This window comes from Cupriavidus sp. 96C5-1 (genome assembly GCF_057798855.1).
The window spans coordinates 1-19,192 of the sequence record NZ_JBYOJU010000040.1 but is presented as its reverse complement, the minus strand read 5'-3'; the positions used below and the strand labels follow the sequence as shown (position 1 = coordinate 19,192).

Genomic DNA, 19,192 nt, shown 5'->3' with positions numbered 1-19,192 from the left:
TCGGAGATACACGTCCGGGACCCGGCCGTGGCGCCGCTGGCCGCGGCGGTGGCAGGGATCGACTGGTCGCAGCCCTGGTTCCGGCCGTTCGCCGGGCCTGGCATGGCGCTGGCGGCGGCACTGCAAGGTGGCGCCGACTTGCGCGCCGTGCTCTGCGAGATGGCCGCGCAGCGCGGACTGCGCAATGCGGGAGGCCTGCCGCTGCGTTTCGTGCCCCAGGCTGAGTTGCCTGTCGGCACGGCTTATGAGGCACATATCTTTGCCACCGGTGCCGTGCCGACGCGCGACAACCTGCACGATGTCTTCAATGCGCTGGTGTGGCTGCATTTTCCCCGTTCCAAGCGCGTCTTGAATCGCCTGCAGGCGCAGGCGATCGCCGCCACGGGCGTACAGGCCCGCCGCGGCAGCCTGCGTGACGCCGCTACCCTGTTCGACGAAAACGCCATCCTCTTCCTGAGTGCCGATACCGGGCTGGAGTCCTTGCTGCGGGGTTTTGCCTGGGAGCCATTGTTCGTGGCGCGGCGGGCTGCGTGGGATGGGAGCGGGAAGGGCGCCACCCGGTGCGGCGTGGTGCCGTTCGGCCACGCCTTGCTGGAAAAACTGGCGCGGCCCTACAAGGCCCTGACCGCGCACGCCTGGCCGCTGGCCGTCCCGCCGGTCGGCGGCGTGGCGCTGCCCGGCCCGCTCGACGATGCCGTGTGCGCCTCGCTCGAGGCCGCCGAACTGCACAGCCGCCGCTTTGCGCCGCTACCCGTGATGGGCATTCCCGGCTGGTGCGAAGCCAATCGCGATCCTGCCTACTACGCCGATACCAGCGTATTCCGCCAAGGGCGCCGCGCCCCGGCCGCCGGCGATGCATAGGGGCGAGGGTGGACGCGGATGGCCGGTTTATGTCAAAACGGTGTTAGACTGCGGGCCGCAAAGCAGGCCAGGCAATCGCTGCTCGCACCGTCAAGGGGCGAGGGGAGGAAAGTCCGGACTCCACAGAGCAAGGTGTTGGCTAACAGCCATCCACGGCAACGTGCGGAATAGGGCCACAGAGACGAGTCTTGCCATCGGGTTCGCCCGGCGGGAAGGGTGAAACGCGGTAACCTCCACCTGGAGCAATCCCAAATAGGCAGGCATTGAGGCTGCTCGCTGAGCCTGCGGGTAGGGAGCTGGAGCCGGCCGGTAACGGTCGGCCTAGAGGAATGATTGTCACGCGCGGGCGGCCGCAAGGAAGCCGGCGCGCACAGAATCCGGCTTATCGGCCTGCTTTGCTTCTGATTCTTTCGCGTGGCCGCCCGCCCATTGCGCATGGGTGCGTGGCGGCCAGGCCTGCTGCCTTGCCAGGCACCGGGCGCTTATACCTCGACGATTTCCACGGTGTGCGTGATTTCCGCCGTCTTGGCCAGCATGATCGAGGCCGAGCAGTACTTGTCGTGCGACAGGTGGATGGCGCGCTCGACCGCGCCCGGGTTCAGGTTGCGGCCGCTTACCGTGAAGTGGAAATTGATGCGGGTGAACACCTTCGGGTCCTCGCTGGCGCGCTCCGCTTCCAGCTTGACGCTGCAGCCGCGCACGTCCTGCCGGCTCTTCTTCAGGATCAGCACCACATCGTAGGCGGTGCAGCCGCCAGTGCCCAGCAACACCATCTCCATCGGGCGCGGCGCCAGGTTGTGGCCGCCGCCCTCGGGCGCGCCGTCCATGGCAACGATGTGGCCGCTACCGGTCTGGGCGACGAAGCTCATGCCATCGGTGCCCATCCAAGTCACTTTGCATTCCATTTTGTTCGATCCTGGGTGTTGATGTGTGCGTATCCGATCATGAACACGCGATTTCGATACTTGCTTTTTGAGTATATGCCACGAAGCAGAAGATGCCGTACCTCGGCAATTTTCCGCCAAAACTGAGGCTTTCCTCTAAAATGACAATGTAGTGACAGTCTTTATTGCGTCCAAGTTGTTGATTTTGTTGAATAAATAGCCGTATTCTTACGTCTTCACAATTTTTTACAATACGAAATGCCATTTCGCACTGCAAATTTTCCTTGCGCCTGGCCCGTGCGTATGTATAATTTGAATCATTGAACGACGGCGCACACGGTGAGCCAGAGTGCGAAAGCGAATCCCCGGTGGATCCGCCGGCCGCACCGCCAACCAGCCCTGTCGATCTCCAGGTGTCTCCTCCACCCTCCTCCTTTGGTGGATTCAAACCCAAGCTCGATAGCTTGGGTTTTTTTTATTCTGCGTCCGCCGGGCCGTCCCGTGAAGTGTTTCATGGTGCCTTTTCTGGCGCCGCCGCCGATGTGCCGGGGCGGGAAGGCGGACCGCCACATGGCGACATCTTGACGTTCACGCCCAACATTGCTTGTACTTCGGCTGGAATCCGCAGTATACTCGTCGGCTTTTCCGTCATGCCCGCGGGAAAGAAATTCAGGGAGAGCCTGCACACACAAGCAGGAAGGTCAGATCCTAAGGGTCGACCGACGACGCAAGTCATGTTTCGGGCAGGTTCTACAAGTCTCAGGAAAAATCATGAAGACCTTTTCCGCAAAGCCTGCAGAGGTTAAGCGCGACTGGTACGTGATTGACGCGACGGACAAAGTCCTCGGCCGTGTTGCCAGCGAAGTGGCACGCCGACTGCGCGGCAAGCACAAGCCGGAATTTACTCCGCACGTCGACACGGGTGATTACATCATCATCGTCAACGCAGCCAAGCTGCGTGTCACGGGTACCAAAGAAACCGACAAGAAGTATTATCGTCACTCGGGCTACCCGGGCGGCATTTACGAAACGACGTTTGGCAAGATGCAGCAGCGTTTCCCGGGCCGCGCCCTGGAAAAAGCTGTGAAGGGCATGTTGCCGAAGGGCCCGCTGGGCTATGCAATGATCAAGAAGCTGAAGGTTTACGCCGAAGCCGATCATCCGCATGAAGCACAGCAGCCTAAAGCGCTGGAAATCTAAGGGGGCCATCCATGATCGGAAATTGGAATTACGGTACTGGCCGCCGCAAGAGCGCAGTGGCACGGGTCTTCATCAAGTCGGGCAAGGGCGACATCATCGTCAATGGCAAGCCCATCAATGAGTATTTCGCTCGCGAAACCTCGCTGATGATCGTGCGCCAGCCGCTCGAACTGACTGCCAACGCACAGACCTTCGACATCAAGGTCAACGTGACTGGCGGCGGCGAAACGGGTCAGGCCGGCGCAGTGCGCCACGGCATCACCCGTGCACTGATCGACTACGATGCCACCCTGAAGCCGACGCTGTCCAAGGCCGGTTTCGTCACGCGCGATGCGCGTGAAGTGGAACGTAAGAAGGTTGGTTTCCACAAGGCGCGTCGTCGGAAGCAATTCTCGAAGCGTTGATGTGTGTTCGGCGGATCCGGTCTCCGGGTCTGGCCGCGCCAGAAAAAAACCGCACGGTTCTCCGTGCGGTTTTTTTTTGCCATGGCAGGCAGGCTGGAATGCGCGGAAGTGGGCGGGGCAGGCGATGGCAAGGTACTCGGGCGATGGGGCAGCAGGCGCTTTAACACAGGTTTTACAAATCCTTTGCCTCTTGCCGGATACAATCCCCGCTCCTGCCGTCCGGAGAACCCGACCATGATGCAATGGCCAGCCAAACCGCATCTCGCCTGCCTGACTGGGCGGCGCGCCGGCGGCGCATGAAGTACCGTTTGCTGCGTCCCCGCCGCGGACTGCTGTCGCAGCGCCTGGCGGTACGCACGCATCTGCCTTGGCCGCTGCGCGTGCTGGGCGCCGTACTGGTGCTGGTGCTGGTGGCGGGCGCTGCCGGGTGGGCCTACGATGCCGGCCGGCGCCTGACCGGCGCGGTGCCCGACATGGCGGCCACCAAGGCCGAGAACGCGACGCTGCGCGAGCAGGCGGTGGCGATGGCGGCGCAGCGCGACCGCCTGCAGGCCGTGGCCAATACGGCCGAGGCGCAGCTGCAGATGGCGCGTGGAGCACAGGAGGGGCTGGCCCAGCAATTGAAGTCGGCGGAAGCCGAGGTCGCCCAGCTCAAGGAGGACCTGGCGTTCTTCGAGAGCCTGCTGCCGGCTGGCGGCAATACCTCCGGCATCCACGTGCGGAGTTTTCGCGTCAGTCTCGATGAAACCGATGCACTGAAGATGCACTATCGTTTGCTGATAATGCAGGGTGGATCCAAGGCTTTTTCGTCGTTAGCGGAATTTCGCGGTGAGGTACAGTTGGTGGTTTCGCTGATGCAGGGCGGCAAGCCGGTTGCCTTGACCGTGCCCGAGGCGGCCACCAACCCCCTGCCAGGCGTGCGTCTGACGCATTACCAACGAATAGAGGGCGCCTTCGCGCTGCCGGCGGGAGCCACCGTGCGGGCAGTAACGGTACGAATTTTGCAAAACGGTCAGTTGCGCGCGACCCAGACGGCGATGCCGTGAGGGTTGCGCTGGGCCAGCAACGGAATAAGGGACCTATGTTGTTTTCCAAGAAAAAAGGTCTGGCGATCGATACCCTGATCGGCCAGCACAGCGTTATCGAGGGTGACCTGACGTTCTCGGGCGGCCTCCGTCTGGACGGACGGGTGCGCGGCAATGTCACGGCAGCGGCCGACCAGACCAGCATGCTGGTGATCAGCGAGAAGGGCGTGGTCGAGGGGGAGGTCCGTGTCGGACACCTGATCCTCAACGGCACCGTCACCGGGCCGGTACACGCCAGCGAGTTGCTGGAACTGCAGCCGCGCGCGCGCGTGCACGGCGAAGTACACTACGCTGCCCTGGAAATGCACCAGGGCGCGCTGGTGGAGGGCCGCCTGGTTCCCCTGGCCGGCGCCGAACCCAGGGCGCTGCCCAACCTGACTCTGGCTTCGGGTACGCAGGAATCTGCCTGATACCGCACCCGCAGCCTGGCCATACGAGCAGAAGCCCTTGAATTCGCGGGGTTTCGGCACGATCTTCCCAGAGCGCTTAAAATACAGGCGTACCTAAATAGGAGAACCCCATGAACGCAGTCGCAGAGGCACCCGTTACCGAGGACATGCCGGCCCCGTTCGTCTTTACTGACAGCGCTGCCGACAAGGTCAAGCAGTTGATCGAGGAAGAGGGCAATGCCGATCTGAAACTGCGCGTGTTCGTGCAGGGCGGCGGTTGTTCCGGCTTCCAGTATGGCTTCACCTTCGACGAAGAGGTGAACGAGGATGACACCACCCTGGACAAGAACGGCGTCACGCTGCTGATCGACTCGATGAGCTACCAGTACCTGGTGGGCGCCGAGATCGATTACAAGGAAGACATCAACGGCGCGCAGTTCGTGATCAAGAACCCGAACGCCAGCACCACTTGCGGTTGCGGATCTTCGTTCTCGGTGTAAGGCTCGCCAGAGCGCCGCGGCTTCCGCAGGCAATAAAAAAGCGCACTTCGGTGCGCTTTTTTATTGCCCGATGCTCTGGCCGGCTTATGGGTCCCGGCGCCATACGACAGGAAACCAATCCTCGCGCATCCGATCGCCGCTGCTCAGCCCGATCCCCGGGAAGGGTGGCGAGGTGCGCCCCGGCCGCTCCAGGTAGCGTACGTCATCGCCCAGGAAGCGCGCCGAGAAGGCGCGTCGCCGTCCCGTGCCGGTATTGCCCGCCGCGCCGTGCACCGTGCGGAAGTCGAATACCACGGCGTCGCCGGGTTCCAGCTCCGGCACCAGGATGGCATGGCTGCCGTCTTCCACGTCCGGCATTTCCATGAACAGATCGCTGCCCGCGTAGAAGTTTTCATTGCTGGCCCAGCGCTTGGGCCGCACCAGCCTGGGCCAGCGGTGGGAGCCCAGCACCACGCGCAAGGTGTTGGCTGTGGTGACGGGGTCCAGGGGGATCCAGTAGCTGGCGGTCTGCAGGCCGTCCACGCAGTAGTAGGGCAGGTCCTGGTGCCAGGGCGTGGGCTTGGCGGTACCGGGCTCCTTGACCAGGATGTGCTCATGGAAGATCTGGACCGCATCGGCCCGCATGATCTGCCCGGCAATGGCGGCAGCCGGGGAATGCCGGATGAAATCCGCGAAGGGCGCGATGCGTTCCCAGTTGCAGTAGTCCTCGAAGAAGCGGCCGCGCTCGCCGGTGCCCACGTTCTCGATGGCGAAGGGGCCGGGCGCGGCGAGATTCTGCTCGAACCCTTCGCGCAGGGACGCCACCCAGTCCGTGAAGGCGCCGCGCAGCACCAGGGCGCCGTCGCGCTGGTAGGTTTCGATGTCGGTGGCGCATAGGTGCGATCGGTGCGGGTGCGGATTCACGAAGATCCCCTGGGATGGCTGGCGTGGGACGAGTATCGTGGCGAGGCGTAGATAGGAAAAGTATATATTTCCTATGCTGTAGTATTGGAAAACATGATTGCTTTCTCCTTCCGCCAGCTCGAGTATTTCGTCGCCGCCGCCGAGCACGGCAGCATCAGCGCCGCTGCCCGCGCGCGGCATGTGTCCCAGCCTTCGGTATCCCTGGCGGTGGCGCAGCTGGAGCAGACGCTGGGCGAGACCTTGTTCCGCCGCCAGGTCAGCAGGGGGCTGGAGCTGACGCCGGCAGGCCAGCGCCTGCTTGGGCGCGCACGCGATATCCTGGCGCTGGCGGCGGGTTTGACTGCGCACGGGGCCGAGTCGGCAGGCCCGCGGGGCTTGAGCGGGCAGCTGTCGCTGAGCTGTTTCCAGGATCTCGGCGCCTACTACGCGCCGCGGATGCTGGCCGGCTTCCGCCGTTTGCATCCCCACGTCGCCGTGACCTTGTTCGAGGCCGACCTGGCCACGGTGCATCGCATGCTGACCGCCGGCAAGGCGGAACTGGCGCTGACCTACGATCTTGGTTTCGACCAGCGCATCCCGCGCTGGATACTGGCCAGGCTGGAGCCTTACGCGCTGCTGCCCGCAGGCCATGCCCTGGCCCGGCAGCAAAGCGTAAGCCTGGCGGAACTGGCCGGCGAACGGCTGATCCTGGAGGACATCGCGCAGACACGCGAGTATTTCCTGTCGCTGTTCTGGGCCCACGGCCTGCGCCCCCAGCTGCACCAGTACACGCAGACTTTCGAGATGCAGCGGGGCCTGGTGGCGCATGGCTATGGCGTGGCGCTATCGTGCACGCGCCCGGCGGGCGACCACAGCTACGACGGCCAGCCCATCGCCTGCCTGCCGCTGCGTGAAACCGTGGCCCCCCAGCGCGTGGTGCTGGCGCGGTCTCCCGCGATGCGGCCGTCGCCAGTCGCCGAGGCGTTTATCCAGTGGGCTTGCGAGGCAGGGCACGCCGAGCCGGCGTGAGCGCAGGCGGGGAGGGCGTCTATCGCGGGTAGAGCGCGCCCAGCACGCGCGGGCCGACCGCGCCGGTGACGGTGGGGACGTTGCCGGGCGCCCGCCGCAGCATCTGGCGCGCTAGCCAGGCAAAGGCGATGCCCTCCACCTGCGAGACCGGCACGCCCAGGTCGTCCGAACTTTGCACCGTCACGCCGGGCAGCGCTTGCGCCAGCCTTGCCATCACGAAGCCGTTGCGGGCGCCGCCGCCGCAGACGATCAGCCGCGCCGCGTCGGGCGCGTACGCGCGGATATCGCGGGCAATGGCCTCGGCCGTCAGCGCGGCCAGGGTGGCTTGCACGTCCACGGGCTTCAGGGATGCGCCAGAGTGGGCGAGATGGTTTTCGAGCCAGGCGGGATGGAAGAGGTCGCGGCCCGTGCTCTTGGGCGGGGCCGCGCTGAAGTACGGCTCGGCGAGCAAGCGCGCCAGCAGGGCCTGGTCGATGGCGCCGCTGGCGCCCCAGGCGCCATCGGCGTCGTAGGCCAGGCCGCGGTGACGATCGATCCAGTAGTCGAGCAGCACGTTGCCCGGGCCGCAGTCGAAGCCGGTGACGGGACGTGCCGCGCCGCCTTCGCCCCGGTTCGCGCCGGCGGCGGGCAGCACGCTGATATTGGAGATGCCGCCGATATTGCACGCCACCCGCGTTTCGGCGGCGTCGCCGAACAGGGCCTGGTGCAGCGCCGGAACCAGGGGCGCGCCCTGGCCGCCGGCGGCCACGTCGCGGCTGCGGAAATCGGCCACGACATCGATGCCGCTGAGTTCCGCCAGCAACGCCGGCTGCTGGCTCTGGCGGGTGTAGCCGATGCCGTCATACAAAGCGGGACGGTGGCGCACGGTCTGGCCGTGCGCGCCGATCGCGGCGATGTCCGCCGGTGCCTGGCCGGCATCCCGCAGCAGCGCTGCCACGCAGGCGGCGTAGACACGCGCCAGGCCATTGGCCGCCAGCGCCTCGCGGTGGATCTCGTCCTCGCCTGGCTGTTGCAGCGCCGCGAAGGCTTGCCGCAACTCGGGCGGAAACGGCTGGTGGGCCGCCGCCAGCACGGCCGGGCGCGGCCCGGAGAAATCGACCAGCACACCGTCCGCGCCATCCATGCTGGTGCCGGACATGATGCCGATAAAGCGTTCGGTGGGCGCGGTCTGCATGCTGGCTCGGTGGTTGGCTTGCTGGCTCAGTTGGTGGCGGAAGCCACGTTGTAGGTGCGCAGCGCGTTGATACGGCTGAGCATGTCGCTGGTATAGCTCAGGAACTGCTGGCGTGCCGGACCCGACAGCGCCGGCGCGTCGAGCGCGGCGATGGCCAGCGGGTTCTGCGGCACGTCGTTGACGCGGAACTCGTAGTGCAGGTGCGGGCCCGTGGCCCAGCCGGTCTGGCCCACGTAGCCGATCACCTGGCCCTGTGCCACGGTCTGGCCGCGCTGCACGCCGGCAAAGCCGGACAGGTGCGCGTAATAGGTCGAATAGCCGCTATGGTGCTTGAGGATGACGATGTTGCCGTAGCCGTTCTGCTGGCCAACGAAATCCACCTCGCCGTCGCCCGTCGCGAACACCTTGGTGCCGGTGGGCGCGGCAAAATCGACGCCTTTGTGCTGGGCCCAGTGGTGATGCAGCGGATGATCGCGCCCGCCGAAGCCGGACGACACGCGCGAGAACTCCACCGGCGAGCGCAGGAAGGGCCGCTTCATGCTGCGCCCGTCGAATGTGTAGTAGGCGCCGCCTTGCTTGCTGCCTTCGGGGGCATACCAGAGCGCCTGATGAAGCTGGTTGCGGTTGATCAGTTCGACCGCCACCACGCGGCCGTTGCGCACGAAGGCGCCGTCGCGGAACCCGGCCTCGTAGACGATGCGGAAACGGTCGCCGCTGGCGATATCGTGGTGGAAGTCGATCACGCCGGAGAAGATCGACAGCATCTGCTGGACGATCTCGTCAGGCACGTTGGCCGCGTCCATGGCCTTGAAGAAGCCGCCTGCCTCGATGGCGCCGGACAGCATCTCGTAGTGCAGCTCGTTCTTGACCGATTCGACGCGGGCCTTGTAGACCGGGTCGGCGAGGTCGTCGACGCGTTCGATCACCAGTTCGCGCGATGCATTGGCGTCGCCGCCGAGGTTGGCCTGCAGCGACACCAGCAGGTTGTTCTCGTCGACCTCGGCCTGGACCGTCTGGCCCGGGTTGAGGTCGAACAGGCCGCGCGCGGTGGCGTTGCGGCGGATGAACGCCTGCGCATCGGGGTCGTCCACGCCGAGCCGCTTGAGCAGGCTGGCGATGGTGTCGCCACGCTGCATGCGCTCTTCGCGCACGAAGGTGGCGTCGGTGTCGGTAAGCTGTTCGAGCTGGGTGCGCAAATCGGGCAGGCGGATGGCCTCCCTGACGCGCGGAGCCTGGGGGTCGTCGTAGGCGGTACGGGGGGCCACGCCCATGGCGGCGGCCATGCCCAGCGTGAACACCGTGCCAACCGCTGCCGTCAACTGCTTGCGCCGGCGGGCGTGCAGGGCGTTGGTCGGATCGACTAGAACCACCAGCTCACGCGCGAAAACTTCGCGGAGTCTGGACCACATCACGTAAAATTCACTCTTTGGTTCGGGCTGCGCTGCCGCGACGATGTGCTTCGTCTGCCTTCCTCCCCCGAGGTGCGGCGCGTGCCATATTGGTTTGCCGCCTAGAATGGCGGTTGGCCCACGGGATTGTTCCCGCCGGCACAAGAAGCGCGGATTATACCAAAGCTGGCCGAGTGCCGCTTGTGCCCGCGTCTGAATTCTCATGTTTTTCAAAGACTTACGTCATGACTGAAGTTTCCTCCGGCGCTGCCACCTCCTACCCCCTCACGCCCTCCGTGATGCACGCCCTGGAGGTGTCCAAGCGCGGTTGCGACGAACTGCTGGTCGAATCCGAATGGCTGGCCAAGCTCGCGCGCAGCGAAGCCACCGGCGTGCCGTTGCGCATCAAGCTGGGCCTGGACCCGACCGCGCCCGACATCCATATCGGCCACACCGTGGTGCTGAACAAGCTGCGGCAGCTGCAGGACCTGGGCCACCAGGTGATCTTCCTGATCGGCGATTTCACCTCCACCATCGGCGATCCTTCCGGGCGCAACGCAACCCGCCCGCCGCTGACCCGCGAGCAGATCGAGGCCAACGCCCAGACCTACTACCGCCAGGCCAGCCTGGTGCTGGATCCGTCCAGGACCGAGATCCGCTACAACAGCGAGTGGAGCGACCCGCTCGGTGCGCGCGGCATGATCCAGCTGGCGGCCAAGTACACCGTGGCGCGGATGATGGAGCGCGACGACTTCACCAAACGCTTCCGCACTGGGATTCCCATTTCGGTGCATGAGTTCCTTTACCCGCTGATGCAGGGCTACGATTCGGTCGCGCTCAAGTCCGACCTGGAGCTGGGCGGCACCGACCAGAAGTTCAACCTGCTGGTGGGCCGCGAACTGCAGAAGGAATACGGCCAGGAGCAGCAGTGCATCCTGACCATGCCGCTGCTGGTGGGCCTGGACGGCGTGGAGAAGATGTCCAAGTCCAAGGGCAACTACATCGGCGTGACCGAAGCCCCGAGCGACATGTTCGGCAAGCTGATGAGCATCTCGGACGACCTGATGTGGAAGTACTTCGAGCTGCTGTCGTTCCGGCCCATGAGCGAGATCGACCTGATGAAGCAGGAGATCGCGCTGGGCCGCAACCCGCGCGACTGCAAGGTGCTGCTCGGGCAGGAGATCGTCACCCGCTTCCATAGCGCCGCCGATGCCGAGCGCGCGCTCGAGGACTTCAACCACCGCGCACGCGGCGGCGTGCCCGACGACATCCCCGCGGTCAGCCTGTCCGGCGCGCCGCTCGGTATTGCCCAGTTGCTCAAGCAGGCCAACCTGGTGCCGTCCACCTCCGAGGCCAACCGCAATATCGAGCAGGGCGGCGTCAAGATCGACGGCGCCACCGTGAGCGACAAGGCTTTGAAGGTAGCGGCCGGCAGCTACGTCGTGCAGGTCGGCAAGCGCCGTTTTGCGCGCGTGACGCTGGCTTGAGGCCGGGCAGGAACTGCCGATGATCGCGCTGATCCAGCGGGTCGCACAGGCCCGCGTCACCGTCGACGGCCGCACCACCGGCGAGATCGGCCCCGGGCTGCTCGCCCTGGTATGCGCCGAGCGCGGCGACACCGAGGCGCAGGCCGAGCGCCTGCTGGCCAAGCTGCTGGCCTACCGCGTGTTCTCCGACGCCGACGGCAGGATGAACCTGCCGGTCCGGAATATCGATGGCAGCGGCCTGCGCGGCGGCCTGCTGGTGGTGTCGCAGTTCACCCTGGCCGCTGACACCAACAGCGGTACGCGGCCGAGTTTCACGCCGGCTGCGGCACCGGCCGACGGCGAGCGTTTGTACAAGCATTTCGTGGCCCGCGCGCGCGCCGAGCACGGCGAGGTGCAGACCGGCGAGTTCGGCGCCGCCATGCAGGTCAGCCTGGTCAACGACGGGCCGGTGACATTCTGGCTGCGCGTGCCGCCAGCCAACGCCCAGCCTGCCCAGGCCGCGCGCTGATGCGGCACCGCCCCGACCGGACATGACCCCGACCGTCCCGCTTCCTATCGCCACCAGCCCCGGCGGCTTGCCGGACCCGGGACAGCGCATCTCACCTCCGGGGCCGGCCATGGCCTGACCCCGCATGCCGCGCAGCGCGCGGCGCAAACCAGCAAGGAGAGCAACATGAAACTCTGGAGCAAGGCATTCAGCGACAATGGGCCGATTCCCGTCGAGTTCGCCTTCGGCGCGATCGATCCCGCTACCCACGTGGCGCTGTCGAGCAACCGCAATCCCGACCTGCATTGGGACGAGGCGCCTGCCGAGACCCGTTCCTTCGTGCTGATCTGCCACGATCCGGACGTGCCCAGCCGTGGCGACGACGTCAACCAGGAAGGCCGGGAGGTCCCCGCCACGCTGCCGCGCGTGGACTTTTTCCACTGGGTGCTGGCGGATATTCCGCCCGGACTGCGTTCGATCGCGGCCGGCAGCCATAGCGACGGCGTGATCGCGCGCGGCAAGCCCGGCCCCGAGGCCACCGGCGGCACCGCCGCCGCGGGCGGCCTGCGCCACGGCGTGAACGACTACACCGGCTGGTTCGCCGGCGACCTGGACATGAAGGGCGACTACTACGGCTACGACGGCCCCTGCCCGCCGTGGAACGACACCCTGCTGCACCACTACGTATTCACGATCTACGCGCTCGACCTGGATCGCCTCCCGCTGGACGGCACCTTCTCGGGCGCACAGGTGCGCGCAGCGATCCAGGGCCACGTGCTGGCACAGGCCGTGCTCACCGGCACCTATACCCTCAATCCGAAACTCGCCGGCAACCCGGCACGGTGAGCCCCTGGCAGGCCGCGCGGACCGCGCTGCCCGCCAGGCCCGCCACGACCGCGCAGCGTCGCGCGTAAAGGAAACGGCATGTCGCAATTGCCCGGGCCGCATTCGCTGGCCTTCACCCACCTGATCCTGATCCGTCACGGTGAAACCGCCTGGAACCGCGAGCGGCGCCTGCAGGGGCAGCTCGATATCCCGCTCAACGCCACCGGCGTGGCGCAGGCGCAGGCGCTGGGCCAGGCGCTGGCCGAGGAGCCGATCGACGCGGTCTACGCCAGCGACCTGGCGCGCGCGATGCAGACCGCGGAGCCGCTGGCCGGCGCGCTCGGCATGGCGGTGCGGCCGGAGCCGCGCCTGCGCGAGCGCTGCTACGGCTCGCTCGAGGGGATGACCTACGCGGAGGTGGCCGAGCAATTGCCCGAGGATTTCGCCCGCTGGCAGGCGCGGGTGCCCGACTACGCGCCCGACGGCGGCGAGTCCCTGCTGGCGTTCCACGAGCGCGCGGTGGAAGCCGCGCTGGCGCTGGCGCGCCGCCATCCCGGCGAGCGCATCGCGCTGGTTGCGCACGGCGGCGTGCTGGATTGCCTCTACCGCGAGGCCAACGACATGACGCTGGAGGCCCCGCGCCGGCACGAGCTGCTCAATGCCAGCATCAACCGGCTGCGCTGCGACAGCGTGCGGCTGACGGTGATGCAATGGGCCGATGTCGGCCACCTGGAGGCGCTCACGCTCGACGAGGTCGATCGCCGCGTGCCATAGGGCGCCGCCGCGCGCCGGCCTGGCCTCAGACGCGCAAGCGGAACGGCGTGAAGTTGGTATTGCGGTCGTACCAGTCCTCGCGCTCGGCGCGCTTGAGGAAGTTCACCACCTTGTAGGTGACCGGCGTCATCACCACTTCCCAGCCGGTCTTCAGGATGTACTGGGCAATCGCCACCTGGATCACCTTTTCCAGCGGCCAGATGCCGTAGAAGGCGATCACGTAGAACAGCGAGGAATCGACCAGTTCGCCGGCCAGCGTGGAGCCGATGGTGCGCGTCCAAAGCCAGCGGCCGTTGCTCCACAGCTTCATCTTGGCCAGGACGTAGCTGTTGGTGAAGCTGCCGCAGCAGAACGCGACCAGCGAGCCGAACGCGATGCGCCATGTGTTGCCGAAGACATCCTCCAGGCTCTTCTGGTAGTCCGACATGAAGGGCGCCACCGGCATCTTCAGCACCACCAGGCTCATGAAGGTGGCAAAGCCGAGTGCGGCGAAGCCGGCCCAGACCACGCGCCGGTCGCGCCCGTAGCCGTAGACCTCCGTCAGCACGTCGCCGAAGATGTACGAGATCGGGAAGAACAGCACGCCCGCGCCGAAGGTGACCGCACCAATCCAGGGCAGCGTGACCTGGGCCGCCTTGGCGGCGCCGATCAGGTTCGAGCACAGCAGGACCGTGACGAACGCCACCATCACGAGATCATAGTAACGATAGACGCGCCCGCTGTGGACGGGCGTGGCGGCTGAGGTGGTCATTGCGGTTCCGGGGGCGGTTTTCGGGCGATTATGCCAGCCACGCAGCTACCGTGCCCGCCACACTGTCCGCCGACGAAACATCCCGGCGAAGCCCTGCGGGGCCTGGCCGGGATGCCTGGCGCCTGCCACGGCGGCAGGCCTTGCTGGCGGGGAACCGCCGCCTACAGGTTCAGCTTGCCGATCTTGGCGCCGTCCAGCGAAATATCGAACATCAGTCCGGCATTGGTCTGCACGAAGCCGATGACCGGCTGCTGCACGGTATTGGTGTCGATCGAGCCATTGACTCCCACCTTGGCAAGCGCGACGCTGGCGTCGGCGCCGACGGTCCAGCCGCTGCTGTCGGCGAACCTGCTGTAGGCCTCGGGGGTCATGAACAGCAGGATCTCCGACCTGGACTGGGCGCCCGCGGTCAGGCCGATCGAGGCCGAAGTGGTGCGGTAATAGCCCACCGTGGCGCCCTTGGAGCGCAATGCGCCCTCGCCGTACTCGCCGCCCACCACCAGCCCCGCCGACAGCACGCGCGGGAATACCAGGATGCCCTCGGCGCGCGCGACCAGCTCGCGCGCGCCGCTGACCGTGGAGTACAGGCGGTTGAGCGCGCCGTCGACGCCCGCATCGATCTCCCTCTTCTTGGTCGACGCGTCGGTTGGCACATAGCGGTCGGTTGTGGTGCAGCCCGCGGCGAACGCGGTGGCTACGAGCAGGCCCGAGCCCGCCATCCGGGTGACAAAGCGGCGTCGATTCATGTGCTCTCTCCTGTCTGGGGAAAAGTAAGCCGGCCGCCTGGCGATCCGGTACTTTGGCGCTTCGGCGTCTGCCGTCGCCCGTCCCGGGGCGGTCGGGGCTCAGTCATTGTGGACAAGGAGGCAACGGCCAGCAATGCATGACAAAAGAATTGTCTGCGGGGCGCGAAATTTCTTAATGCGAGGCGCCGGGTGCCTGCCCGCTGCCGGCGCCAGGCGCGGGCAGCGGGCCATCCCGCTCGATCATGGCGCGGGCAGGTCGCCGCTATCGCCGGGCGCGGCCAGCCCGAAGTGCCGGTAAGCGGCAGGGGTGGCCATGCGGCCTCGTGGCGTGCGCTGCAGGTAGCCTTGCTGGATCAGGTAGGGCTCCAGCACGTCCTCGATGGTGTCGCGTTCCTCGCCGATGGCGGCGGCAAGGTTGTCCACGCCCACCGGGCCGCCGCTGAACTTCTGCAGGATAGCCTCCAGCAGCTTGCGGTCCATCAGGTCGAAGCCGACCGCATCCACGTCGAGCATGGCCAGCGCCGCGTCGGCGATGGCGCGCGTGATGTTTCCGTCTCCCTTGACCTCGGCGTAATCGCGCACGCGGCGCAGCAGCCGGTTGGCGATACGCGGCGTACCACGCGCGCGGCGGGCGATTTCCAGTGCGCCCAGCGGGTCGATGCGCGCATTGAGCAGTTGCGCGGAGCGCGTGACGATGCGCGACAGTTCCTCGGCGGTATAGAACTCGAGCCGCGCCACGATGCCGAAGCGGTCGCGCAGCGGGTTGGTCAGCATGCCGGCACGCGTGGTGGCGCCGACCAGCGTGAAGGGCTGCAGGTCGAGCTTGACCGAGCGCGCCGCGGGGCCTTCGCCGATCATGATGTCGATCTGGTAGTCCTCCAGCGCCGGGTACAGGATTTCCTCGACCACCGGCGACAGGCGGTGGATCTCGTCGATGAAGAGGACGTCGTTGGCTTCCAGGTTGGTCAACAGCGCGGCCAGGTCGCCGGGGCGCTCCAGCACGGGTCCCGAGGTCTGGCGCAGGTTCACGCCCATCTCGCGGGCGATGATGTGCGCCAGCGTGGTCTTGCCCAGCCCCGGCGGCCCGAACAGCAGCACGTGATCGAGGGCTTCGCGGCGGTTGCGCGCGGCGTGCATGAAGATGTCGAGCTGGCCGCGCACCTTTTCCTGGCCGACGTATTCGTCGAGCAGCTTGGGACGCAGCGCCCGCTCGAAGGCCTCCTCGTTGGGCGAGGCGGTGGTGGGGGCGATCATGCGGTCGCCGCTCCGGTCGGGGGCAAGCTTGTCGGTTTCGATCATGAGTCTGAGACGGGCAAAGTGGTTCGATTGTAGCCCCTCCGGGCAGGGCGCCGGCCGCGCGTGCCCGGCGCCGCGCGGCGGTCAGCCCTTCGACAGCGACTTCAGCGCCAGCTTGATGCCGTCCGACACGCCGGTGCCAGCCGGCACCTGCTTGATCGCCAGCGCCGCCTCTTTCTCGGAATAGCCGAGCGCCAGCAACGCATTGAGGATATCGACGGCGTTGTCGTGCACCGGCGCGCTGCCGGGCGCATGGCCGAGTTCGGCGCCGAGCTTGCCCTTGAGTTCGAGCAGCAGGCGCTCGGCGGTCTTCTTGCCGATGCCCGGCACCCGCGTCAGGCGTCCGGCCTCCTGCAGCGTGATGGCCTGCGCCAGCTCGCCGACCGACATGCCGGAGAGCACCGCCAGCGCCATGCGCGCGCCGATGCCGGTGATCTTGATCAGCTCGCGGAAGGCGTTGCGCTCCGTGGCGCTGCCGAAGCCGTACAGCAGGTGCGCGTCCTCGCGCACGATCTGCTGCGTCAGCAGCGTGACGGGATGGCCGACGGCGGGCAGGTTGTAGAAGGTACTCATCGGTACGTCGATCTCGTAGCCGACGCCGTGGCAATCGACCAGCAGGTGCGGGGGATTCTTCTCGATGAGGGTGCCGGCGATGCGTCCGATCATGGTGTGGTGTCTGCAGCGAATTGCGGCGCGCGCGCCTGGATAAGATGAGGGGGCGATGGCGCCGCCGGGAAGGGCACGCCATCGCAAAGGCCGCCAGTGTAGCCCAGCGTGCGGTACGCCGGTGAGCGCCGCCATCCAGGCCATCTTTGCGGCTAGCGCCCCAGCGTGTCCACCGCCTGCCGGCCCAGCGCCGGATCGTCGGTGAAGAAACCGTCGATGCCCGCGGCGAGGAAGGCCTGCACCTCGCGCACCATGCCGGCGGGGCTGCGCGTGGCGTCGTCGCCGCCGGTGCGCAGGTTGCGCGGCAGGAAGCGGTTTTCCGGACGGAAGGTGTAGGGATGGACCAGCAGTCCGGCAGCGTGCGCGTTGTGCACCAGCGCGCTCGGTGCGCCAAGGTTGCCGTTGGCGTCGAGCGGCACCACGCTGGACTTCTCCGGGCCGATGCCGCTGGCATAGCTGGCGACCTCGCGCAGGCCGATCGGCGTCATCATGTCGGCGAAGGTGCGCGTATCGCCGGCCAGGCGCCAGTCGGCCGGCCGGCTCCTGGCGCCGCCCATCAGTTGCACCAGCTTCACGTTGGGCATGCTGCCGCCCAGGCGCCGGTGCAGCTCGCGCAGGTTGCCGGTCTCGAACGACTGCACGAAGACCGGCGCGCTGCGCGTGTAGGCGTGCGCCCGCAGCGTGGCCACCAGCTTTTCTTCCAGCGGCAGGCCGATGCTGCGGAAATAGCTCGGGTGCTTGGTCTCCGGATACAGCCCGATCACCCGTCCGCTGCGTTGGGAGGCCCTGGCTACCATCTCGATGATCTCATCGAAGGTGGGGATCTCGAACTGGTCGTTGTACCGGGTATTGGCCTGGCGCAGCTGCGGAATGCGCTCGCGCGCGCGCAGCGTCTTCAGCTCGGCCAGCGTGAAGTCTTCGGTGAACCAGCCGTCCAGGCGCTCGCCGTCGATCACCTTGATGCGCTTGCGGCTGGCGTATTGGGGCAGCTCGGCCACATTGGTGGTGGTGCCGATCTCGTTTTCGTGGCGGGCCACCAGCACGCCGTCGCGGGTCATGACCAGGTCCGGCTCGACCACGTCCGCGCCGTCCTCGATGGCACGCTCGTAGGACGCCAGGGTGTGCTCCGGGCGCAGCGCGCTGGCGCCGCGGTGTCCGATCACCAGCGCCTTGGGCGCGGCAGGCGCCGGGCCGGGCACAGGGACTGGCGCGGGGGCAGGCGCCGGCGCCATGCCGACGGGCGGCGCGGCGCAGCCGGCGAGGACCGCCACCGCAATCGCGCCGAGCAGCGCGGGCAGGCAGGCCAGGGGAGACGGGCGAGGCGAACGCAACGAGAGGGGCGAGCGGGACATCGGCATCCTTTGACGGGGCAACCGCTCGATTGTAAGAGGTAAGGGACCTGGACTTGCCGGCGCCAGCCCGAAGGGCGGCCGGGCGCGGTTGGCTGGCCGCTCAGCCGATCAGGCGGCCACGGCGGACCCGCATGCCCTTGCGCACCAACTCCGGGGCCAGTCCGGTCAGGGCGCCAAGCGTATTGCTGCCATTGGCGTGGCAGATCGCCATGCCGAGCGCATCCGCCGCGTCGGGGCTGGGCCGTCCGGACAGGCTCAGCAGGCGCATCACCATCTCCTGCACCTGCTCCTTGTTGGCACGGCCATAGCCGACCACCGCCACCTTCAACTGCAGCGCGGTGTACTCGAACACCGGCAAGCCATAGCCCATCAGCCCGCAGATCGCGGCGCCGCGGGCCTGGCCCAGCAGGAGCGTGGATTGCGGGTTGACGTTGACGAACACCTTCTCGATCGCGGCGCAATCGGGAGCGTAGGTGCGGGTGACTTCGCTGATGCCGTCGAAGAGGGTTTTCAGCCTTGCCGGCAGGCCGGTCTCACCGTCGCTCTTGATGGTGCCGGAGGCGATGTAGGTCAGCTTGTTGCCGTGCTTCTCCAGCACGCCGAAGCCGGTGGTGCGGAGGCCGGGGTCGATGCCGAGGATACGCATTAGTTGATTGTAGCGCTGTGTTTGTTTTTGGGATTTTTGTTGGGGATTTTTGCGTTTGTGGGGGCCTGATGTTGGTCTGCAGGGCCTAAAGGCGGAGTGGTGTCAGGCCCTCGGGCACATGGAGGTGTCACTTTTCTTTACTCGTAAAGAAAAGTAACCAAAAGAAAGCGATCCTTGCAGGAGGCTGGCGTGTCGGGCTTGCTGGCTTTGCGGATTCGTGGTGGGCGCGACAGTCCTGCCTGACTGCTGGCGCTACCGGCACGAACGGCGTTGCCACTGCGAATGACGGTGGTTTCATTGTATGACCCCTGAATGACAATCTCGCTTGCCCATTCAGGCATCTGCCGTTACCAGTTTATATGGCCA

The 19,192-nt window shown here is 66.6% G+C and carries 22 protein-coding genes and 1 other RNA gene; 12 read left to right on the top strand and 11 right to left on the bottom strand.

Annotated elements, in window-relative coordinates; genetic code table 11:
- The first annotated feature begins 27 nt into the window (after positions 1 to 27).
- Positions 28 to 861 (top strand): DUF3025 domain-containing protein, encoded by an 834-nt coding sequence (locus tag AC3FOF_RS33095; RefSeq protein ID WP_488729007.1) that lies wholly within the window; start codon positions 28 to 30, stop codon positions 859 to 861.
- A gap of 59 nt (positions 862 to 920) precedes the next feature.
- An RNA gene (gene rnpB, locus AC3FOF_RS33090) (RNase P RNA component class A) lies at positions 921 to 1,262 on the top strand.
- A gap of 81 nt (positions 1,263 to 1,343) precedes the next feature.
- Here rnpB and AC3FOF_RS33085 read toward each other — a convergent pair.
- Entirely contained in the window at positions 1,344 to 1,766 is a 423-nt protein-coding gene (locus AC3FOF_RS33085) for an OsmC family protein (RefSeq protein ID WP_035809867.1), read from the bottom strand.
- A 750-nt stretch (positions 1,767 to 2,516) separates the two neighbouring features.
- Here AC3FOF_RS33085 and rplM point away from each other — a divergent pair.
- From rplM to erpA, 5 genes are all read left to right on the top strand, one after another.
- Positions 2,517 to 2,945: a 50S ribosomal protein L13 gene (rplM, locus tag AC3FOF_RS33080; protein ID WP_017226025.1), complete on the top strand. Its 429-nt coding sequence runs from the start codon at positions 2,517 to 2,519 to the stop codon at positions 2,943 to 2,945.
- A gap of 11 nt (positions 2,946 to 2,956) precedes the next feature.
- The gene (gene rpsI, locus AC3FOF_RS33075; RefSeq protein WP_017226024.1) at positions 2,957 to 3,349 is read left to right on the top strand and encodes a 30S ribosomal protein S9; all 393 of its coding nucleotides are present in this window, start codon (positions 2,957 to 2,959) and stop codon (positions 3,347 to 3,349) included.
- A gap of 242 nt (positions 3,350 to 3,591) precedes the next feature.
- Positions 3,592 to 4,395, top strand: coding sequence for a DUF6776 family protein (locus AC3FOF_RS33070; RefSeq protein WP_488729006.1), 804 nt, complete (start codon positions 3,592 to 3,594; stop codon positions 4,393 to 4,395).
- 35 nt (positions 4,396 to 4,430) lie between these two features.
- A complete protein-coding gene (locus AC3FOF_RS33065) occupies positions 4,431 to 4,844 on the top strand; it encodes a bactofilin family protein (RefSeq protein ID WP_017225529.1) in 414 nt (137 codons plus the stop codon).
- 110 nt (positions 4,845 to 4,954) lie between these two features.
- Positions 4,955 to 5,323: an iron-sulfur cluster insertion protein ErpA gene (gene erpA / locus AC3FOF_RS33060; RefSeq protein ID WP_017225530.1), complete on the top strand. Its 369-nt coding sequence runs from the start codon at positions 4,955 to 4,957 to the stop codon at positions 5,321 to 5,323.
- An 84-nt stretch (positions 5,324 to 5,407) separates the two neighbouring features.
- Here erpA and AC3FOF_RS33055 read toward each other — a convergent pair whose 3' ends face one another.
- Positions 5,408 to 6,226, bottom strand: a complete 819-nt coding sequence (locus AC3FOF_RS33055) for a phytanoyl-CoA dioxygenase family protein (RefSeq protein WP_488729005.1) — start codon at positions 6,224 to 6,226, stop codon at positions 5,408 to 5,410.
- Between the two features lie 93 nt (positions 6,227 to 6,319).
- Between AC3FOF_RS33055 and AC3FOF_RS33050 the strand changes: the two genes are divergently transcribed.
- Positions 6,320 to 7,234, top strand: a complete 915-nt coding sequence (locus tag AC3FOF_RS33050) for a LysR substrate-binding domain-containing protein (protein WP_488729004.1) — start codon at positions 6,320 to 6,322, stop codon at positions 7,232 to 7,234.
- Between the two features lie 19 nt (positions 7,235 to 7,253).
- Here AC3FOF_RS33050 and AC3FOF_RS33045 read toward each other — a convergent pair whose 3' ends face one another.
- Positions 7,254 to 8,408, bottom strand: coding sequence for an anhydro-N-acetylmuramic acid kinase (locus AC3FOF_RS33045; RefSeq protein ID WP_488729003.1), 1,155 nt, complete (start codon positions 8,406 to 8,408; stop codon positions 7,254 to 7,256).
- A 26-nt stretch (positions 8,409 to 8,434) separates the two neighbouring features.
- Positions 8,435 to 9,817, bottom strand: coding sequence for a M23 family metallopeptidase (locus AC3FOF_RS33040; RefSeq protein ID WP_017224192.1), 1,383 nt, complete (start codon positions 9,815 to 9,817; stop codon positions 8,435 to 8,437).
- Positions 9,818 to 10,041: 224 nt separating this feature from the next.
- Between AC3FOF_RS33040 and tyrS the strand changes: the two genes are divergently transcribed.
- The 4 genes from tyrS to AC3FOF_RS33020 all read left to right on the top strand — a co-directional run bounded on the left by tyrS (position 10,042) and on the right by AC3FOF_RS33020 (position 13,369).
- Entirely contained in the window at positions 10,042 to 11,283 is a 1,242-nt protein-coding gene (tyrS, locus tag AC3FOF_RS33035) for a tyrosine--tRNA ligase (protein WP_035805598.1), read from the top strand.
- 19 nt (positions 11,284 to 11,302) lie between these two features.
- Positions 11,303 to 11,791 (top strand): D-aminoacyl-tRNA deacylase, encoded by a 489-nt coding sequence (dtd, locus tag AC3FOF_RS33030; protein WP_488729002.1) that lies wholly within the window; start codon positions 11,303 to 11,305, stop codon positions 11,789 to 11,791.
- Between the two features lie 165 nt (positions 11,792 to 11,956).
- Positions 11,957 to 12,616: a YbhB/YbcL family Raf kinase inhibitor-like protein gene (locus AC3FOF_RS33025; RefSeq protein WP_488729001.1), complete on the top strand. Its 660-nt coding sequence runs from the start codon at positions 11,957 to 11,959 to the stop codon at positions 12,614 to 12,616.
- A 78-nt stretch (positions 12,617 to 12,694) separates the two neighbouring features.
- Positions 12,695 to 13,369 (top strand): histidine phosphatase family protein, encoded by a 675-nt coding sequence (locus AC3FOF_RS33020; protein ID WP_276265508.1) that lies wholly within the window; start codon positions 12,695 to 12,697, stop codon positions 13,367 to 13,369.
- A 25-nt stretch (positions 13,370 to 13,394) separates the two neighbouring features.
- Here AC3FOF_RS33020 and AC3FOF_RS33015 read toward each other — a convergent pair whose 3' ends face one another.
- The 7 genes from AC3FOF_RS33015 to AC3FOF_RS32985 all read right to left on the bottom strand — a co-directional run bounded on the left by AC3FOF_RS33015 (position 13,395) and on the right by AC3FOF_RS32985 (position 19,167).
- Positions 13,395 to 14,120 carry a queuosine precursor transporter gene (locus AC3FOF_RS33015; protein WP_488729000.1) on the bottom strand — a complete coding sequence of 242 codons (726 nt, stop codon included), beginning with the start codon at positions 14,118 to 14,120 and terminating at the stop codon, positions 13,395 to 13,397.
- Positions 14,121 to 14,281: 161 nt separating this feature from the next.
- Positions 14,282 to 14,866: a BPSL1445 family SYLF domain-containing lipoprotein gene (locus tag AC3FOF_RS33010; protein ID WP_488728999.1), complete on the bottom strand. Its 585-nt coding sequence runs from the start codon at positions 14,864 to 14,866 to the stop codon at positions 14,282 to 14,284.
- 240 nt (positions 14,867 to 15,106) lie between these two features.
- On the bottom strand, positions 15,107 to 16,165 hold the full coding sequence (ruvB, locus tag AC3FOF_RS33005) for a Holliday junction branch migration DNA helicase RuvB (RefSeq protein ID WP_017224820.1): 1,059 nt from the start codon (positions 16,163 to 16,165) through the stop codon (positions 15,107 to 15,109).
- A gap of 81 nt (positions 16,166 to 16,246) precedes the next feature.
- Complete coding sequence (gene ruvA, locus AC3FOF_RS33000) at positions 16,247 to 16,828, bottom strand: Holliday junction branch migration protein RuvA (protein WP_488728998.1); 582 nt, start codon at positions 16,826 to 16,828, stop codon at positions 16,247 to 16,249.
- 152 nt (positions 16,829 to 16,980) lie between these two features.
- Positions 16,981 to 18,180, bottom strand: a complete 1,200-nt coding sequence (locus AC3FOF_RS32995) for a glycerophosphodiester phosphodiesterase (RefSeq protein WP_488728997.1) — start codon at positions 18,178 to 18,180, stop codon at positions 16,981 to 16,983.
- A gap of 100 nt (positions 18,181 to 18,280) precedes the next feature.
- The gene (gene ruvC, locus AC3FOF_RS32990) at positions 18,281 to 18,826 is read right to left on the bottom strand and encodes a crossover junction endodeoxyribonuclease RuvC (RefSeq protein WP_017225963.1); all 546 of its coding nucleotides are present in this window, start codon (positions 18,824 to 18,826) and stop codon (positions 18,281 to 18,283) included.
- 137 nt (positions 18,827 to 18,963) lie between these two features.
- Positions 18,964 to 19,167 carry a hypothetical protein gene (locus AC3FOF_RS32985; RefSeq protein ID WP_488728996.1) on the bottom strand — a complete coding sequence of 68 codons (204 nt, stop codon included), beginning with the start codon at positions 19,165 to 19,167 and terminating at the stop codon, positions 18,964 to 18,966.
- Positions 19,168 to 19,192 lie beyond the last annotated feature (25 nt).

Excerpts from the sequence above, each read along its gene's own strand:
- AC3FOF_RS33015 (WP_488729000.1), bottom strand. The coding sequence starts at position 14,120 with ATGACCACCTCAGCCGCCACGCCCGTCCACAGCGGGCGCGTCTATCGT.
- AC3FOF_RS33040 (WP_017224192.1), bottom strand. The coding sequence starts at position 9,817 with ATGTGGTCCAGACTCCGCGAAGTTTTCGCGCGTGAGCTGGTGGTTCTA.
- dtd (WP_488729002.1), top strand. The coding sequence starts at position 11,303 with ATGATCGCGCTGATCCAGCGGGTCGCACAGGCCCGCGTCACCGTCGAC.
- erpA (WP_017225530.1), top strand. The coding sequence starts at position 4,955 with ATGAACGCAGTCGCAGAGGCACCCGTTACCGAGGACATGCCGGCCCCG.
- ruvA (WP_488728998.1), bottom strand. The coding sequence starts at position 16,828 with ATGATCGGACGCATCGCCGGCACCCTCATCGAGAAGAATCCCCCGCAC.
- rplM (WP_017226025.1), top strand. The coding sequence starts at position 2,517 with ATGAAGACCTTTTCCGCAAAGCCTGCAGAGGTTAAGCGCGACTGGTAC.
- AC3FOF_RS32985 (WP_488728996.1), bottom strand. The coding sequence starts at position 19,167 with ATGCCTGAATGGGCAAGCGAGATTGTCATTCAGGGGTCATACAATGAA.
- AC3FOF_RS33070 (WP_488729006.1), top strand. The coding sequence starts at position 3,592 with ATGGCCAGCCAAACCGCATCTCGCCTGCCTGACTGGGCGGCGCGCCGG.
- rpsI (WP_017226024.1), top strand. The coding sequence starts at position 2,957 with ATGATCGGAAATTGGAATTACGGTACTGGCCGCCGCAAGAGCGCAGTG.
- AC3FOF_RS33020 (WP_276265508.1), top strand. The coding sequence starts at position 12,695 with ATGTCGCAATTGCCCGGGCCGCATTCGCTGGCCTTCACCCACCTGATC.
- ruvB (WP_017224820.1), bottom strand. The coding sequence starts at position 16,165 with ATGATCGAAACCGACAAGCTTGCCCCCGACCGGAGCGGCGACCGCATG.
- AC3FOF_RS33065 (WP_017225529.1), top strand. The coding sequence starts at position 4,431 with ATGTTGTTTTCCAAGAAAAAAGGTCTGGCGATCGATACCCTGATCGGC.
- AC3FOF_RS33025 (WP_488729001.1), top strand. The coding sequence starts at position 11,957 with ATGAAACTCTGGAGCAAGGCATTCAGCGACAATGGGCCGATTCCCGTC.
- ruvC (WP_017225963.1), bottom strand. The coding sequence starts at position 18,826 with ATGCGTATCCTCGGCATCGACCCCGGCCTCCGCACCACCGGCTTCGGC.
- AC3FOF_RS33050 (WP_488729004.1), top strand. The coding sequence starts at position 6,320 with ATGATTGCTTTCTCCTTCCGCCAGCTCGAGTATTTCGTCGCCGCCGCC.
- AC3FOF_RS33085 (WP_035809867.1), bottom strand. The coding sequence starts at position 1,766 with ATGGAATGCAAAGTGACTTGGATGGGCACCGATGGCATGAGCTTCGTC.
- AC3FOF_RS32995 (WP_488728997.1), bottom strand. The coding sequence starts at position 18,180 with ATGTCCCGCTCGCCCCTCTCGTTGCGTTCGCCTCGCCCGTCTCCCCTG.
- tyrS (WP_035805598.1), top strand. The coding sequence starts at position 10,042 with ATGACTGAAGTTTCCTCCGGCGCTGCCACCTCCTACCCCCTCACGCCC.
- AC3FOF_RS33010 (WP_488728999.1), bottom strand. The coding sequence starts at position 14,866 with ATGAATCGACGCCGCTTTGTCACCCGGATGGCGGGCTCGGGCCTGCTC.
- AC3FOF_RS33045 (WP_488729003.1), bottom strand. The coding sequence starts at position 8,408 with ATGCAGACCGCGCCCACCGAACGCTTTATCGGCATCATGTCCGGCACC.